This window comes from Bifidobacterium sp. H6bp9 (assembly GCF_032193695.1).
In the GTDB taxonomy this organism is placed as follows: domain Bacteria; phylum Actinomycetota; class Actinomycetes; order Actinomycetales; family Bifidobacteriaceae; genus Bombiscardovia; species Bombiscardovia kimbladii.
Genome location: NZ_JASTZY010000004.1, coordinates 1 through 16,033 on the forward strand (window position 1 = coordinate 1; position 16,033 = coordinate 16,033).

The window sequence follows — 16,033 nt, forward strand, 5'->3', positions numbered from 1 at the left end:
GCTCATCAACAGGCACCCACTCGCTATCCTTCAGAGCCACCCACTGGTAATAATACGAATTGGTCTCAGAACATATGCCATCAGGATTATCTCTGGTGCTGCCGCGCACATTGAGCCAGTACACGAAAAACGACCGTGCCGGAGCTGTTCCCGGAGCAGTGCCGGCGATTGGCCCAGTAGCATTGCTCGTATAGTCAGGAAAACCGTAATCGGTTACCATGCCCCAGTTAGCCTGATTGCCTCCGTAGAGATTTGGGTTGCTGTTCCAACCAACCCAAGAATACGGGCCGCTGCACTGGAGATCAGCGCCCGTGCCCAGGCATTCTTGCATATACAAAGTGAAGTTTTTGTCGTTCGCCGCTAAAGTTGAAGTAATGTTGGATACCCTGTCCGGCGCATTGATCATGGTGTCAGGGTCAAAATTGCGACAATTATCGATTCCGCTAGACCAACTCCACGAGTTGCTAGGGCGCAGGCAGGACAGTGCATCGTCCTGTTTACCAACGACTGCGTAGATATTCACCGGCTCGTTGGCCCCACCAGGTTGGTAATATGACGCATCAGCAGAATTCTTCAGCGCCAGATCACCCTCAATGGAAATGGTCAGATAGTCATATAAACCGGAGTTTATTATGGTGTGCACGGTGAAATACTCATCTTGATTTTGCGCCCACTTGTAGGCTCCGGACCAGGGCTGATCCGAGGATGATGCTGAGGCTATGGTGTTCAGATACTTTATTCTGCGATAAAAGGAAGTGTCATCTGACCCCTTGTACTGATAGACAAAGGCCAGATTGCAATTGCCCTTGGTATCGGCACCAGAAGTGGCGTCGGCGCAAGAAGGGTCAAACTCGTTGTGTTTTACCCGCAGGATGAAGTCCATGCGCAGCTCATCCTGATAGGAATCAAGCTTGTTGTTGTAGCCCAACATCCTATAGAGTTTGGGCTTCCTACTGGCCGTTTCGTCCTGCCCATCAATGGCGTTGGCCTGATTGGCCGAAAGTGCGCTCAGCCCCAACGGAACAACCATGGCCAGCGTCGCCAGAAGAGTTACCAGAACGGCAATGATCGGACGGTTCACACCTTGTGAACCCTTAGCGCCCCGTTCTTGCAAACGCTTCAATACAATACCCCCCAAACAACAATGAAATCATGCTCCAGAACAAATCAAGTCTGCTTTTGACCTACCCCCAATTAAGGCAACTGCACATAGAGCACAACAATGCATATAAATTGTTCTTTGCCTTTTCAAGGCTACAGAAATGAAGGGCAAAATCTGGGATTCAAATCGGGTGTTTTGCGGCGGTTCAAGTTCTCGACCATGCAGGACCAGCACCCAGCTGGTGAGAAGCGATATGTTGTCTTCTTCGGGTCGTTCCGGATTGGGGGCGAATACTGCCTTGGCAACGGCAGCAACACGGGAATTAAAAAACAGGGCCCGGGCTCATCTCCATGAAATTGGAAGGATGAGAGCGGTCCCTGTCTTATACGACCGAGGTCAGTGCCGGCTTTCCTGCCTGTTCCTCAGGCAGGCCACGAACCCGACCAGGCCCAATGCCATCAGCAGCAGGATTTTGAGCGCGGAAAGCGGCCATCCCCCGGTAAGCGGCAAAGCCGAGTTGGAAGGACGGAACTCCAACGCGTGCGACACCGAGGCCGACTGGTTCCCGCCCTGGAACCGGCCCTGCGCGTCAGGGCCCTCGGCATCATCCGAAAGCACCTGAGCAGAGAACCGCCCCTGATTGACGCCCTCAGGCGGGGTCGCCTGCCACGAACCCTGATCCCCCACAACGACATCCGTACCGCTATTGCCGGGCCAGGTCACATGCACCATGGTCCCCTTGGTCTCAGGAACCTTCCTGTCCCCATCCACATACTTATAGGCTTTGCCTGCCACCTGGAAGACGTCGTACCGCTCCAAGGTCAACGCGGTGGGCGTCATGTCGACCTTCCGCTCGATGGATGCCGACCTTGAACGTACGTTCATCGGGTTGATCATCTCAACCTGGAAGGTATAGGTCTGCGTCTGGTCGCTACCGTCATAGCCGGTGAATTTACCGGCGGGGATATTCAAGGTCCAGTACCAGGTGGAAGCCGCCGTCTTGGTGAGATTCAACGTGAGGCCTGATGCGGGGTCAGTGACGGAAGGAGCAGCGCCGACCGCCGCATCCCTCTGGAAGGTGTTGGCCGGAGTAGTCACCAAGCTGGTCCAATCAGAGGCAGCATTCTGCTTCATGGAAATGGCCATCCTGGAATCAGTCATCCCCAACTTCCCCGCCGACCAGGCTGTGTAGACAGGTGATACCTCACCCTTGAACGTGACCACCGAACCTGCGGGCAGACTCCCGTTTATCGTATGAGGCACCGTGACCGAGAACTTGCTGGCATCCGGGACGTTCTCCCCGGAGACGAAATAAGCCGTGCCAATATTCGAGAAGAAGGAAGTCAAACCGAACCCGGACATGGACTCGACCTCCCAGGCATGATACCGCCTGTAGCCGCTGTACTTGTTGCCTTGGCCCGGCGACGAATACAGCTTGTTGGTGTCCTGTATCTGCCAGGACCCTCCCTGCTTGCTCTTGGGATCGACCTGGCATTCAACTTCGCCCAGCCTGAACCCCCAAGTATCCGCGATCTTCACCAAGTCTCCGCCGTTCTGGCTCTGCCCGTCACTGATGGGATTGACGGGATCCTCGCCGTAGAGAACAACCTTGTTTGGGTGCGCTGCATCCTTGGAGGGCGTGCACTCACCACTGACCACCGGATCAAGCTTGGAAGTATACACACTGCCCGAAGCATCCAAGCTGCCATCTGCATCATCCTGGATGTTAGTGATCGTCGGATCCTTAGGACGAGGCACATCGTACTTATAGAACGCACTATTGATTGTCCAGCCCGCAGCAATATTCCGTTCTATATCCGAGCTGTTCATGCCGTCACGTATACCGACGAGGCCTTTCTGATCAGGGTTGTACACTTCAGGGCTGACGGTACAAGCGCTGCCATCCCTATTCGTGGTGACAGGCCAGGTGACCATCTTGAAATAGCCGTCAAGATCCTGCTTCTCCTTGGCCTCCTTGAAATCAATCCCGCCATCAGCCTTCTGGGCAGGCATAGGCTGGCCGTTCCTGTCAGTGGCAAACATCTCATTGGGATTGCTGGGCTGTTTAGGCAAATTGAAAGCCGAATAATTAGCGGCTTGAAATTGCTTGCCTGCCGTGGTGGTGACCGTATTGGGGGACGGCTGCTGGCCTGTCACCAGAACCGGCTCGGGAGTCAGCTCATCAACAGGCACCCACTCGCTATCCTTCAGAGCCACCCACTGGTAATAATAGGAATTGGTCTCAGAACATATGCCATCAGGATTATCTCTAGTGCTGCCACGATCATTCAACCAGTACACGAAGAACGACCGTGCCGGAGCTGTGCCCGGAGCAGTGCCGGCGATTGGCCCAGTAGCATTGCTCTTGTAGTCAGGAAAACCATAGTCGGTTACCATGCCCCAGTTGGACTGATTGGCTCCATAGAGTAATGGATAGTTATCCCAGCCTACCCAAGAATACGGGCCACTGCATTGAAGATCAGCACCCTTACCCAGACAGTCGCCCATAAATAGTTTGATGTACTTACCATCTGCTGCTAAAGATGCTGTAATATTCGATACCCTATCTGGCACATTAATCATAGTTTCAGGGTTGAAAGTGGTACAGTCATCGATTCCGCTAGACCAACTCCACGAGTTGCTAGGGCGCAGGCAGGACAATGCCCCGTTCTGCTGTCCAACGACCGCGTAGATATTCAGGGGTTCGTCGGCACCACCAGGTTGGTAATATGACGCATCAGCAGAATTTTTCAGCGCCAGATCACCCTCAATGGAAATGGTCAAATAATCATATAAACCAGAATTGATTATCGTGTGCACGGTGAAGTACTCATCCCTGTTCTGCGCCCACTTGTAGGCTCCGGACCAGGGCTGATCCGAGGATGACGCTGAAGCTATGGTGTTCAGATACTTTATTCTGCGATAATATGATGGACTATCTGAGCCCTTGTACTGATAGACAAAGGCCAGATTACAATTGCCCCGGGTATCGGCACCACCGCTACTATTGGCGCAAGATGGGTCGAACTCGTTGTGTTTCACGCGCAGGATGAAGTCCATGCGCAGCTCATCCTGCCAGGCATCCACCTTGTTGTTGTAGCCCATCATCCTATAGAGCATTGGCTTCCTGCTGGCCGTTTCATCCTGTCCATCGATGGCATTGGCCTGACTGGCCGACAAAGCGCTCAGCCCCAACGGAACAACCATGGCCAGCGTCGCCAGAAGGGTTACCAGAACGGCAATGATCGAACGGCTTACGTGCAATGATCCCTTATTGTCACGTTCTTGCAAACGCTTCAATACAATACCCCCCAAACCACAATGAAATCATGCTCCAGAACAGATCAACCCCGTTTTTGACTCATCCCCAATTAAGCCAACTGAATATAGAGCACAAAAATGCATCTTCATTCCTTGTTTACGCGTTCCAAGAGTACAGAGATGGAAGTCATAATCTGGGATTCAGATAGGGTGTTTTTAGCCGTCCAAGGTCTTGACCCCGGCAAGCCCAGGACCTAGCTGATCAGAAGCAGTATCTTGTCTTTATCGGAGGACACGCTGCAGTCGTGAGTGGCGTAACGGCAGCATCACAGGAATAAAAAAAAAACAGGGCCCGCTCTCATCTCCATGGAATTGGAAGGATGAGGGCGGGCCCTGTTCTTATGCTGCCGGGGTCAGTGGCGGCTTTCCTGCCTGTTCCTCAGGCAGGCCACGAAGCCCACCAGGCCTAGGGCTATCAGCAGCAGGATCCTGAGCACGGAAAGCGGCCATCCGCCGGTAAGCGGCAGGGAGGAGGTCGAAGGCCGGAAGTCCAGCTCATGCGACACCGAGGCCGACTGGTTCCCGCCCTGGAACCGACCCTGCGCGTCAGGGCCCTCGGCATCATCCGAAAGCACCTGAGCAGAGAACTGCCCCTGATTGACGCCCTCAGGTGGGGTCGCCTGCCATGAACCCTGATCTCCCACTGCGACATCAGTGCTGCTATTGGTCTTGCCGGGCCAGGTTATATGGACCAGGGTGCCTTTGGTCTCAGGAACCTTCGTGTTTCCATTGACATACTTATAGGCCCTGCCGGCCACCTGGAAGACGTCATGGCGGTCAATGGTCAGCGTGGTGGGCGTCATGTCGATCTTCCGCTCGATGGACGCTGGGTCTGAATGAACGTTCATCGGGTTGATCATCTCAACATGGAAAGTGTATGTCTGCGTTTCATCGTCACCGTTGTAACCGGTGAACTTGTCAGCAGGGATGTTCAGCGACCAGGACCAAGTGGAAGCCGCCGTCTTGGTCAGGTTCAGCGTGAGGCCCGAGGCGGAATCCGCGACGGAAGGAGCAGTGCCGACCGCCGCATCCCTCTGGAAGGTGTTGGCCGGAGTGGTCAGCAGGGGCGTCCAGTCCGAGGCAGCATTCTGCTTCATCGAAACAGCCATCCTGGAATCAGTCATCCCCAGCCCGCCCGACGACCAGGCCGTATACACAGGCGACACCTCACCCTTGAACGTGACGACCACATTCGACGGCAGATTCCCATTGACGGTATGAGGCACAGTGACCGAGAACTTGCTGGCATCCGGGATGTTTTCTCCCGAAACGAAATAAGCCGTGCCAATATTCGAGAAGAAGGAGGTCAGGCCGAACCCGGAGGTTGTTTCGGTCACCCAGGCGTGATAGCGCCTGTACCCGTCGAATTTGTTGCCAGGGTCTGGTGATGGGTATTGCTTATTGGTGTCCTGTATCTGCCAGGAGCCGCCTTGTTTGCTGCCAGTGTCGGCCTTGCACTCAGCCTCGCCCAGCTTGAATCCCCAAGTGTCCGCAGATTTTACAAGATCGTCATTGTTTGCACCCTGACCATCGTTAAAGGGTTTGGTGGGATCCTCACCGTAGAGCGTCACAACATTCGGATGCGCACTGTTTTTGGAAGGAGTGCACTCACCGCTGACCACCGGATCAAGATTGCTGGTGTAGACACTCCCAGAAGCATCCAGGGCGCCGTCAGCACCATTCTCAATCTTGGTGATCGTCGGATCATCGGGACGAGGCACATCGTACTTATAAAAGGCGGTATTAATAGTCCAGCCCGAGTCCAAATTCTGGCTCTTCTGCGAAGCATCCATATCATCTGTTATGCCCGCAAGACCTTTGCGCATGGGGTTGTATACTTCGGGATTGACGTTGCAGTTGTTGTCGGTGCCGGTGTCATTCAAGTTCTTGGTCACAGGCCAGGTAACCATTTTGAAGTAGCCGTCAAGATCCTGGTCTTCCTTGGCCTTCTTGAAGTCAATGGAGCCATCAGCATTCTGAGCGGGCATAGGCTGGCCGTTCTTGTCCGTGGCAAACATCTCATTGGAATTATTCGGTTTTTTAGGCAAATTAAAGGCCGAATAGGAATCAGCCGTGCCTTGAGTCCCGTTAGTAGTAGTCAGCGTATTTGGACTCGGCTTCTGACCCTCCACCAGGATCGGCTCAGGGGTCAGATCATCGACAGGCACCCATTGGCTGTCTTTGAGGCCCACCCATTGATAGTAGTATGACGTGGTCTCAGAGCATATGCCCTTGCCGATATTGCCTCCGCGAGGGTTCTCCCAATACACGAAGAAGGAGCGGGGCGGCGCCACCCCGGGTCCAACGGCCTTTATTCCATGACTGGAATCGGCAGGAAGACCATAGTCAGTCACCAGGCCCCAATTAGACTGATGGCTAAGATAAAGCTCCGGATTGTTGTCCCAACCTATCCAGGAATAGGGACCGCTGCACCTGAGATCAGGGCTTTTGGAATCAGAACTGGCGTCATAGCAATCCCCCATATACAGCTTCATGCTCTTGCCCTGTTTGGCCAAATCATCCATGATGTTGGCTGACCTATCTTGCAGATTGCTCATCGTATTAGGGTCAAAGTGGTCACAATCATTGGTCCCATAAGCCCAGGAGCCGCCGTTGCAAGACAGCGCATCCTTCTGTTGCCCTACGATCGCATAGACAGTCAGGGGCTCTACGTGGCCGCCGGCTTGGAAATATGGAGCAACCTCAGCCTTCGGCAGATAATTTTTTATATCACCAGCATTATTCAAGAGATCCATATCGCCTTCAATGGAAACTACCAGGAAATCATACAAACCTGAGTTGATCACCTTATGTACAGTGAAAAACTCATCCTGGTTTTTTGCCCATTGCTCAGCACCGCTAGAGGTGTCGTCCGATGCAATAGTGTTGAGATACTTTACTCGGCGATAATGTGCTGGATTACGTGTTCCGTTATACTGATATATAAAGGATAAGTTGCAAGAGCCATTGGTATCAGCGCTGCCTGTTTTCACACAATCCGGTTTGAACTCACCGTGTGCCACGCGCAGGATGAAGTCCATGCGCAGCTCATCCTGATACGAATCGTTCTTGTCGTTGTAAGCCAACATCGTGTAGAGCAGGGGTCTCCTGTTGGCTGTTTCGTCCTGTCCATCGATGGCGTTGGCCTGATTGGCCGAAAGCGCGCTCAGTCCCAGCGGAACAACCATGGCCAGCGTCGCAAGAAGAGTTACCAGAACGGCAATGATCGAACGGCTTACGTGCAGTGATCCCTTATTGTTCCGTTCTTGCAATCGCTTCAATACGAAACCCCCAAATCCCGATAGAATCGTGCGCTATGCCTAATAGACTTTGCTTTTGGTTATCCCCAATACCGCCGACTCTATCACAGAGATAAAATAATCTCTTCCTGGCGATTGCTTTACATGCTTCAGGCGCACTGGCACCTCATGGCATGATTATCGATATTTCGTGACCGTTCACCGCACTGGATCTATAAAGTGAATATATAAAGATTTATCAGTCTCTACTATGGCCGTCGCCCAGCACCCAGTTGACGAGAATCGGCATGATGGCCGCCAGGGCCTTGCTCCTGTGTGAAATAGCGTTCTTTTCATCCGAGGTCATTTCCGCCGAGGTCAGCGGCTGCCGCTCGCTGGCACGCCGAGGCTGATCACGGGGCACGAAGATCGGGTCGTAACCGAACCCATTGTCCCCTCGTGCCTGGCGGATGATACTTCCAGACATCTCGCCGATCCTGGTCACCTGATGCCCCCGGACGGCATACCCCGGCACATCCGGAACGACCAAGGCGGCAGCACAGACAAACCGCCCTCCCCTGTGATTATCGGGAATGTCGTTCAGCTGGTTCAGCAAGAGCTCCAAGTTGGCCTGGTCGTCGCCATGGCGGCCGCTCCACCTTGCCGAAAGGATCCCCGGGGCGGAGCCCATCACATCAACGACCAGCCCCGAGTCGTCCGCCAGCGCAGGCAGACCGGACTCACGGGCGGCCTGCCCAGCCTTGAGAAGAGCGTTCTCCTGAAAAGTGGTGCCGGTCTCTACCGGATCAGGCAAGCCCAACTGGCCGGCCGAAACCAGCTCGATCCTCTGACCCTCAACGGACAGGAAACCGTCGAGGATGCGACGAAGCTCACGCAGTTTGCCCTCGTTGTGCGTGGCCACAACCACTTTTCTGGCCTGTCCCATATCGATCCTCCTCGCTGAAATACCTGCCCCTGGGCGTCAGTCAGATGCCAGAGCCTTGCGCTGGGCGGCCTGAAGCTCCTTGTTCCCCTTGGATGCCAGGTCCAGCAAGAGGCCGAGCTCTTGACGGCTGAAGGGGCGATGCTCCGCCGTCCCCTGTATCTCGATGAAATCGCCGGCTCCGGTCATCGACACGTTCATATCGGTCATGGCCCTGCTGTCCTCCAGATAAGGAAGGTCGAGCATGGGCTTGCCATCGATGATGCCCACCGAGACGGCCGAGACGCAATCCTTGGTCACCTTGTCGGCACTGCGGATGTGATGGTGGTCCTGGGCCCATCGGAGGGCATCGACCATGGCCACATAGGCGCCGGTGACCGAGGCTGTACGGGTGCCGCCATCGGCCTGAAGCACATCGCAGTCCAGCTGGATCTGATTCTCGCCCAGGGCCTTCATGTCCACCACACCGCGCAGGCAACGGCCTATCAGCCGGCTGATCTCCTGGGTGCGGCCACCGACCTTTCCCCGGACCGACTCGCGTGCAGTACGGTCGCTGGTGGCCCTGGGGAGCATGGCGTACTCGGCCGTGACCCAGCCCAGCCCGGAGTCCTTGCGCCAACGGGGCAGCGTCGGCGTGAAGGAAGCCGTGCACATGACCCTGGTCTTACCGCACTCGATCAGCACCGATCCCTCGGGGGCCTCCGTCCAATGCCTGGTGATGACGACCGGCCGCAACTCATCAGCCGCCCTGCCGTCAGGCCGCAGCACGGCACCCTCCTGGAGCATGTCCTTGATAGCAACCATCAGTGATGATCCTTTCCCGTTCCGCCCAGGCTCCCCTGGTCTGATCCCTATTATTCCGTCAGCCGTCTACCGATCAATGGTCAGCGGTGTCTTGGCCGGCAGGATGCGATCAATCAGGAAGATGACCAGCGACAGAGCAAAGAAGACGACCAGATACTCAGCCAGGTTGACCGTCAATTGGGCCCAGCCCAAGTGCTCGAGGTCCAAGAAGGCATAGGGGTAGGGATTGCCGCCCGGCTGCGGTCCCGAATGAGGCCAGATGGCGGCTCTGATCAGCACGAAGGCTACGTAGAAGGGGAAATAGATCAGCCAGGTCAGCACGTTGTGCCAGTGGAAACGACGATGAGGGTCGAACAAGAGGAAGTCCACCGATGCCAGGATGGGGCTGATGACGTGAATCATCCATGTGGTCCGGATGCCCAGGACCAGCTGGTAGTCCGTGCTGTTCAGCCCCAGAACCAGGATGGCCACCAGCCCGGTGATGACGATGTAGAGCGTCAGACATCCTTTGAGCCAGGCGGGAGGCTGGATGCCCTTGAGCAGGGTGGCCGCTCCGGCCCAGAGCATGACCAGACCCAGGGCGATATTGGTCTGGAAGGTAAAATAGACCCACTTGTTGCCGATTCCCAGCAGCCAGGCCTCGTAAGTGCCGCCCAGGCAGAAAAAGGCGATCAGCAATCGGTAGATGCCCACGACGAATCTCATGCGGATCAGCTTAGCCCGACCTTGGGAGGGCAGGGCGAGCCAGTAGGTCGGCAGAGGATTAGACTGGGGGCCAACCAAGGGCTTTTCCACCCACAAAGGGGAAGATATGAACGCTGAAAACAATAGCAAGGACACCGGAGCCTCTACGGCTCTGATGACCGACATGTATGAATACACCATGCTGGATGCCGCCTTGCAGGACGGTACGGCCGGACGACGATCCGTCTTCGAGGTATACACCCGGCACCTGCCGGCGGGGCGCCGCTACGGAGTGGTGGCAGGCACTGGGCGAATTCTGGATGCGCTGGCGGATTTCCACCCCAGCGAGGACGAGCTTCGCTTCCTGTCCGACCGTCACATCGTCAGCCAGACCACCATCGACTGGCTGGAACACTTCCGCTTCACCGGAACCATCCGCGGCTACCGGGAGGGCGAGATATTCTTCCCCGACTCCCCCATTCTGCAGGTCGAAGGCGGCTTCGGCGAGTGCACCCTGCTGGAGACCCTGGTCCTGTCCATACTCAACTACGACTCGGCCGTAGCCTCGGCCGCCTCCCGCATGGTCACCGCGGCCAAGGGCCGGCCCTGCATGGACATGGGCGCGCGCCGGGCCAATGAATATGCAGCCGTGGCAGCAGCCAGAGCGGCCATAGTCGGCGGATTCCAGGGGACCTCAAACCTGCTGGCGGCCAAGCGATACGGCTTTAAGGCCATCGGAACCGCAGCCCATTCATTCACCCTCCTTCATGACAATGAACGCGAGGCCTTCCAGGGGCAGATCCAGGCCCTGGGCAAGGGAACCACCCTGCTGACCGACACCTACTCCATCGAGGAGGCCGTCAGGACAGCCGTCGATGTGGCCGGACCAGAGCTGGGCGGGGTCCGCATCGACTCTGGAGACCTTGGCTCGCTGGCCCAGCAGGTCCGCGCCCAACTGGACTCCCTGGGAGCCACCAAGGCCACCATCACCGTCACCAATGATCTGGACGAGTACGCCATCGCCTCCCTGCAGGATGCCCCAGTGGACTCCTACGGGGTGGGCACCATGCTGGTCACCGGTTCGGGAGCCCCCACCTGCGCCATGGTCTACAAGCTGACCGAGCGCGAGAACTCCGACGGGGTCATGCAGGCCGTCGCCAAGAAGTCGGTGGGCAAGGCCTCGGTGCCGGGACGCAAGCTGGCCTACCGCTCCTATCACAACGGGGTGGCCGATGCCGAGCACGTCATCTCGGGCGCTGAGGATGCGCTGGCAGCCTTTACGCCTGAGCAGGACTGGCGGGATCTGCTGGTCACCTACGTGGACCATGGCCAAAGCAGGCCGGAGTTCCAAGGCGAGCAGGCAGTCCTGGATGCCCGGGAGCACCGGGCCAAGGCCCTCGAGGAGATGCCCATCAACGCCCTCAGCCTGATGAAGGGCGAACCGGTCCTTCCCACCCTAGTGAGGAGCATCTGATGAACGCACAATCCGAAACCTACCAGCCTGACCCGAACCGATATGATTCCACAACCTACCGGCGCTGCGGCGACAGCGGTCTGAAACTGCCGCCCATCTGCCTGGGCTGCTGGCACAACTTCGGCGACACCACGCCCTTGGACCGTATGCAGGAGCTATGCACGACGGCCTTCGACCACGGCATCACCCATTTCGACCTGGCCGACAACTACGGGCCTGGACCAGGCGCCGCCGAGCGCAACATGGGAATCATCCTGCGCCGGTGCTTCAGCCGCCACCGCCAGGAGCTGGTCATCTCAACCAAGGCCGGTTATGGAATGTGGCCTGGCCCTTATGGGGACTTTGGCTCACGCAAGCATCTGCTGTCCGGATTGGACCAGAGCCTGAAACGTCTGGGGCTTGACTATGTGGACATCTTCTACCACCACCGCCCCGACCCGAACACTCCCCTGGAAGAGACCATGGGCGCCCTGGCCCAGGCGGTCACCAGCGGCAAGGCCCTCTACCTGGGACTGTCCAACTATGACGGGCCGACCATGGCACGGGCTGCGGCCATCCTGACTGAGATGCACGTCCCCTTCATCATCAACCAGAACCGCTACTCCATCTTCGACAGAACCATCGAGGACAACGGGCTCAAAGAGGCGGTGCTGAAAGAGAAGAAGGGACTGATCACTTTCAGCCCGCTGGCCCAGGGGCTGCTGACCGATCGCTACCTGCATGGGATTCCCGAGGACAGCCGGATTCGTGCCGACGGCCGCTTCCTCAAGGAGTCTGCGTTGACCCCCCAGCGGCTGAAGCAGATTCAGGATTTGAACGATCTGGCCCACCAACGCGGCCAGAGTCTGGCAGAAATGGCCCTGGCCTGGCTGCTCAGGGACCCCGCTGTCACCTCGGTGCTCATCGGCGCCTCCAAGCCCGAGCAGATCCTGGACAATCTCAAGGCCGTCCAGTCGGCCGACTTCAGCCAGGAAGAGCTGGAGATGATCGACCGGATCGCCTTGGGCAAGCGGTCCTGAAGCAGCCTGGACCACTCAGTGGCGCTCAGTGGCTGCCGCCCGTCATCTGTTCGTAGATGCGCTTGCAGTCCGGGCAGACCGGGTACTGGGAGGGATCGTGCTTGGGCACCCAGACCTTGCCGCAGAGGGCCACGACAGGCCGGCCGGTCAGCTTGGACTCGGCGATGCGCTCACGGGAGACGTAGTGGGCGAACCGGTCAGCGTCGCCCTGGTCGCTCAGCCGGGTCTTCTCGGCGGTCTCGGTGTCCGGACGATCCAGCACGGCCGTGCCAGTGCCCTGGTCGGGGTTCTGCTCCCGCTCCGGATCCTCCATGCGAATGCTCTTGCTTGCAGTCATGACATCCATGGTACGGCGGCGAGCTGCACGTTCGCTCCCTATGACGCGCTACGCTGAGAATCATGACTATCGCTGTATGCCCTGGCTCATACGATCCGGTCACCTCCGGCCACATGGACGTGATCGAACGCTGCGCCTGCTTCTTCGAGACGGTCCACGTGGTTGTGGCCGTCAACGCTGCCAAGACCCCCATGTTCAGCGAACAAGAGCGGGTGGCCATGATCCGCCGGGCCCTGGACGAGGACGGATACCCGAACATCACCGTAGCCTCTACCGATGGCCTGATCACCGACTACTGCCGTAAAGTGGGCGCCTCGGTCATCGTCAAGGGACTCAGGCAGAACGGGGACTATGAGGCCGAGCTGGGCATGGCCCTGGTCAATCGCAAGCTGTCCGGGGTGGAAACGCTCTTCCTGCCAGCCGATCCGGTGCGGGAGCATATCTCCAGCACCATCGTCAAGGACGTAGCCAGACATGGAGGGGACATCACCGGCATGGTCCCTGACAGCGTCGTGGATGCACTGATAGACACATTGCACAGGGACACACCGCACACGGAAAAGAGCCAATGATGAACGAGCAGACCCAGGAAAGGGACGATGACGAGCCTATCGACGACTCGACCAGAGCGAGCGCGCCCAAGCCAGCAGTCGACATGAAGGACCTGCCCGACCTGCAGGAGGACCGCAACGAAAGCGGGAACCCCCGATCGGAATTCACCACCGTCTATGACATCATCGATCGGATCCAGGCCATGCTGGATGAGGCCAAGGCCCCCATTTTCAGTCCGGGACTGGTCAAGGTTGACCGAGACGAGCTGACCGACGACCTCAACGAGCTCAAGAAAATGCTGCCAGTGCAGCTGGAGCGAGCCTCGGCGCTCATGAGGGAGGCGGAGCGTCGGCTGAATACGGCGCAGACCCAGGCCAACGCCACCATGTCCGACGCCCAGAGCCGGGCTGCAGACATCGTCAAGGAGGCCGGCGAGCAGGCCCGCTTCCTGGCCGGCCAGGAGAATGTGGTGGCCATAGCCCGACAGAAGGCCCAGACCATCATCGACACGGCCCAGGCCCAGGCAGACCGTCTGGTCCAGGGGGCCGATGGGTATGCCGCCCAGGTCATGGGCGAGCTTGACACACAGCTGGGCAAGATGAGCCAGGATGTGCGTGCCGGCCTGGAGGTTCTCCACCAGCGTGAGCAGGAGGCGGCGCGTAGCATGAACGCGTCAGTCTCGGACCAGGGAAAGGAGACGCAGGGATGAGCAGACCGGAAGATTCACCCTGGGCGGTTTCAGTGGCCCAGGTGTCGACGCGGGCAGGGCAGAGCGCCCGAGTGGATCGCGATTTTCCAGCCCCGGAGGGCATCGGCGACCAGGTGGTGGGCATCCCGGCAGGAACACCCGTGCATGTGGAGGGCAACATCGACTCCCTGGTGGACGGCCTCTTGTTGCAGGCCCATATCAGCGTACCGCTGAAGACCGAATGCACCCGCTGCCTGAGGCCTGTCGATACCAGCATCCAGGACGATCCGGTGGTCTTCTTCCCCTACAAGGATCCCGAACCGGAGCCGACCCATGGCAAGGAGGAGATTCTGGCCGAGCAGGAGGAGGCCAGCGGCCAGACCTATCCTCTGGCCAGAGGGGGCGCCTTTATGGATTTGGAAGCCCTGCTGCGTGACACCCTGGTGGAGGCCCTGCCCCTGCAACCTCTGTGCCGACCCGACTGCCGGGGCCTGTGCCCCCAGTGCGGCATGGATCTGAACGATCATCCCGATCACCACCACGAGATAATGGACGACCGCTGGGCGGCCCTGGAGGGACTCAAGCAGCGCCTGGAGCAGGAGGAGAACCCCGGCAACGACGGCCAGACTGGCGAATGACCGGAGGTTGCGGTAGACTGCTCTACGCTTAAGCTCGAAGTATTCGATCGAAACAGAGGACAATATGGCACTGCCAAAGTACAAGACCTCGCGCGCCAACACCCATTCCCGGCGCGCCAACTGGAAGACCCAGGCCGCCGCTACGGTTACCTGCCCCAACTGCGGAGCTCCTGCGCTGCCGCACATGGCATGCCCCAGCTGCGGCATGTACCGCGGGCGCGTCTACCGCGACGCCATTCGTTCGCAGTTCAGCAAGTGAGCCAATCGGCGATCGACACGCAATGAGAAAACCCCGGCCATCGACGGGTGGCAGGGGTTTTTCCATATCATCAGACGGCAAGGCCGAGAAAGCGAGAGGGGCCATGCAGACAGGGCACTCCAGGAAGGATCAGGAAGACCACATGCGGCAGGAGGAACAGGAGCAAGTGGATTCCGGCAACCAGGCGGCTGAGGAGCTCTTCCAGGCCTTGGGCGGCAGGATCAGCCCGGAGCTGCTGGTGCACGCCCTGACCCATCGTTCCTTCGCCCATGAGCACCCGGGCATGCCCAACAACGAACGGTTGGAGTTCCTGGGCGACGCGGTTCTGGAACTGGTGGCCACCGAGACCCTGTACAAGGTTCATCCAGACATGACCGAGGGCCAGTTGGCCAAGATGCGGGCCAAAGCGGTTTCCGAGGAGGCCCTGTCGGCCATCGCCCGGGAGAAACTGCACCTGGGGCAGTATATTCTTCTGGGCCGCGGAGAGAGCGAAAACGGCGGGGCTGACAAGGACTCCATACTCTGCGACACCGTCGAATCGCTGATCGGGTCGGTCTTCGTGGAGCATGGCATCGAGGGGGCCAGGACCACCGTCCATACCCTTCTTGACGACACCCTGGCCGAGGTGGCCACCGAGGGGCCGGCACTGGATTGGAAGACCTCGATCACCGTCAAGGCCCACCAGCTGGGCCTGGGCGAGCCCCGGTACGCTATGACGGTCTCCGGGCCGGAATACGCCCAGGTCTTCACCGCCGAACTGCGCCTGGAGGACGGCGGGACCGTGATCGGCAAGGGCCAGGCCAGCAGCAAGCGGAAGGCCCAGCTGGCTGCTGCCGCCCAGGGGTGGAAGCAGCTGGACGACCAGGACCTGCTTGCGACCCTGCGCGCCGAGCAATCAGCCTGAAGTTCCTGTCGGAATTCCGGCATGCGGTACTGCGCCAACGCCCCGACCAGACCCCTGTTTAGACTATGG

13 protein-coding genes and 1 pseudogene are annotated in these 16,033 nt (G+C 58.2%); 7 read left to right on the top strand and 7 right to left on the bottom strand.

Annotation, left to right across the window (positions count from 1 at the left end; translation table 11 throughout):
* The 6 genes and pseudogenes from QRX40_RS06125 to QRX40_RS06150 form a co-directional block, all read right to left on the bottom strand.
* Window positions 1-1,081, bottom strand: a pseudogene (locus tag QRX40_RS06125) (hypothetical protein); the annotation flags it as partial.
* 417 nt (window positions 1,082-1,498) lie between these two features.
* Entirely contained in the window at window positions 1,499-4,366 is a 2,868-nt protein-coding gene (locus QRX40_RS06130; RefSeq protein WP_313837050.1) for a hypothetical protein, read from the bottom strand.
* A 410-nt stretch (window positions 4,367-4,776) separates the two neighbouring features.
* Window positions 4,777-6,777 carry a hypothetical protein gene (locus tag QRX40_RS06135; RefSeq protein WP_313837052.1) on the bottom strand — a complete coding sequence of 667 codons (2,001 nt, stop codon included), beginning with the start codon at window positions 6,775-6,777 and terminating at the stop codon, window positions 4,777-4,779.
* 1,144 nt (window positions 6,778-7,921) lie between these two features.
* Complete coding sequence (gene rdgB / locus QRX40_RS06140; RefSeq protein WP_313837054.1) at window positions 7,922-8,608, bottom strand: RdgB/HAM1 family non-canonical purine NTP pyrophosphatase; 687 nt, start codon at window positions 8,606-8,608, stop codon at window positions 7,922-7,924.
* Between the two features lie 36 nt (window positions 8,609-8,644).
* Window positions 8,645-9,409 carry a ribonuclease PH gene (gene rph, locus QRX40_RS06145; RefSeq protein ID WP_045935052.1) on the bottom strand — a complete coding sequence of 255 codons (765 nt, stop codon included), beginning with the start codon at window positions 9,407-9,409 and terminating at the stop codon, window positions 8,645-8,647.
* A gap of 66 nt (window positions 9,410-9,475) precedes the next feature.
* Window positions 9,476-10,114 (bottom strand): Pr6Pr family membrane protein, encoded by a 639-nt coding sequence (locus QRX40_RS06150; RefSeq protein ID WP_306221746.1) that lies wholly within the window; start codon window positions 10,112-10,114, stop codon window positions 9,476-9,478.
* A gap of 106 nt (window positions 10,115-10,220) precedes the next feature.
* Here QRX40_RS06150 and QRX40_RS06155 point away from each other — a divergent pair, with 106 nt between their 5' ends.
* Together QRX40_RS06155 and QRX40_RS06160 are read left to right on the top strand one after the other, a co-directional pair.
* Window positions 10,221-11,567, top strand: a complete 1,347-nt coding sequence (locus tag QRX40_RS06155) for a nicotinate phosphoribosyltransferase (protein ID WP_313837061.1) — start codon at window positions 10,221-10,223, stop codon at window positions 11,565-11,567.
* Window positions 11,567-12,586 carry an aldo/keto reductase gene (locus tag QRX40_RS06160; RefSeq protein ID WP_313837063.1) on the top strand — a complete coding sequence of 340 codons (1,020 nt, stop codon included), beginning with the start codon at window positions 11,567-11,569 and terminating at the stop codon, window positions 12,584-12,586. The genes QRX40_RS06155 and QRX40_RS06160 overlap by 1 nt, the downstream gene beginning before the upstream one ends.
* 25 nt (window positions 12,587-12,611) lie before the next feature.
* Here QRX40_RS06160 and QRX40_RS06165 read toward each other — a convergent pair whose 3' ends face one another.
* Entirely contained in the window at window positions 12,612-12,923 is a 312-nt protein-coding gene (locus QRX40_RS06165) for a DUF3039 domain-containing protein (RefSeq protein WP_180335351.1), read from the bottom strand.
* A 62-nt stretch (window positions 12,924-12,985) separates the two neighbouring features.
* On the opposite strand from QRX40_RS06165, the gene coaD reads away from it, so the two are divergent.
* From coaD to rnc, 5 genes are all read left to right on the top strand, one after another.
* Window positions 12,986-13,495: a pantetheine-phosphate adenylyltransferase gene (gene coaD, locus QRX40_RS06170; RefSeq protein WP_045923959.1), complete on the top strand. Its 510-nt coding sequence runs from the start codon at window positions 12,986-12,988 to the stop codon at window positions 13,493-13,495.
* Window positions 13,492-14,184 (top strand): cell division protein, encoded by a 693-nt coding sequence (locus tag QRX40_RS06175; protein ID WP_313837066.1) that lies wholly within the window; start codon window positions 13,492-13,494, stop codon window positions 14,182-14,184. The genes coaD and QRX40_RS06175 overlap by 4 nt, the downstream gene beginning before the upstream one ends.
* Complete coding sequence (locus QRX40_RS06180) at window positions 14,181-14,801, top strand: DUF177 domain-containing protein (protein WP_313837068.1); 621 nt, start codon at window positions 14,181-14,183, stop codon at window positions 14,799-14,801. Before QRX40_RS06175 ends, QRX40_RS06180 begins: the two co-directional genes overlap by 4 nt.
* Window positions 14,802-14,865: 64 nt before the next feature.
* On the top strand, window positions 14,866-15,060 hold the full coding sequence (gene rpmF, locus QRX40_RS06185) for a 50S ribosomal protein L32 (RefSeq protein WP_015021378.1): 195 nt from the start codon (window positions 14,866-14,868) through the stop codon (window positions 15,058-15,060).
* 142 nt (window positions 15,061-15,202) lie between these two features.
* Window positions 15,203-15,964: a ribonuclease III gene (gene rnc, locus QRX40_RS06190; protein ID WP_313837076.1), complete on the top strand. Its 762-nt coding sequence runs from the start codon at window positions 15,203-15,205 to the stop codon at window positions 15,962-15,964.
* Window positions 15,965-16,033 lie beyond the last annotated feature (69 nt).

What these genes read in the sequence shown, in the direction of transcription:
- rdgB (WP_313837054.1), bottom strand. Translation starts at nt 8,608, where the DNA reads ATGGGACAGGCCAGAAAAGTGGTTGTGGCCACGCACAACGAGGGCAAA.
- rph (WP_045935052.1), bottom strand. Translation starts at nt 9,409, where the DNA reads ATGGTTGCTATCAAGGACATGCTCCAGGAGGGTGCCGTGCTGCGGCCT.
- QRX40_RS06150 (WP_306221746.1), bottom strand. Translation starts at nt 10,114, where the DNA reads ATGAGATTCGTCGTGGGCATCTACCGATTGCTGATCGCCTTTTTCTGC.
- QRX40_RS06155 (WP_313837061.1), top strand. Translation starts at nt 10,221, where the DNA reads ATGAACGCTGAAAACAATAGCAAGGACACCGGAGCCTCTACGGCTCTG.
- QRX40_RS06160 (WP_313837063.1), top strand. Translation starts at nt 11,567, where the DNA reads ATGAACGCACAATCCGAAACCTACCAGCCTGACCCGAACCGATATGAT.
- QRX40_RS06165 (WP_180335351.1), bottom strand. Translation starts at nt 12,923, where the DNA reads ATGACTGCAAGCAAGAGCATTCGCATGGAGGATCCGGAGCGGGAGCAG.
- coaD (WP_045923959.1), top strand. Translation starts at nt 12,986, where the DNA reads ATGACTATCGCTGTATGCCCTGGCTCATACGATCCGGTCACCTCCGGC.
- QRX40_RS06175 (WP_313837066.1), top strand. Translation starts at nt 13,492, where the DNA reads ATGATGAACGAGCAGACCCAGGAAAGGGACGATGACGAGCCTATCGAC.
- QRX40_RS06180 (WP_313837068.1), top strand. Translation starts at nt 14,181, where the DNA reads ATGAGCAGACCGGAAGATTCACCCTGGGCGGTTTCAGTGGCCCAGGTG.
- rpmF (WP_015021378.1), top strand. Translation starts at nt 14,866, where the DNA reads ATGGCACTGCCAAAGTACAAGACCTCGCGCGCCAACACCCATTCCCGG.
- rnc (WP_313837076.1), top strand. Translation starts at nt 15,203, where the DNA reads ATGCGGCAGGAGGAACAGGAGCAAGTGGATTCCGGCAACCAGGCGGCT.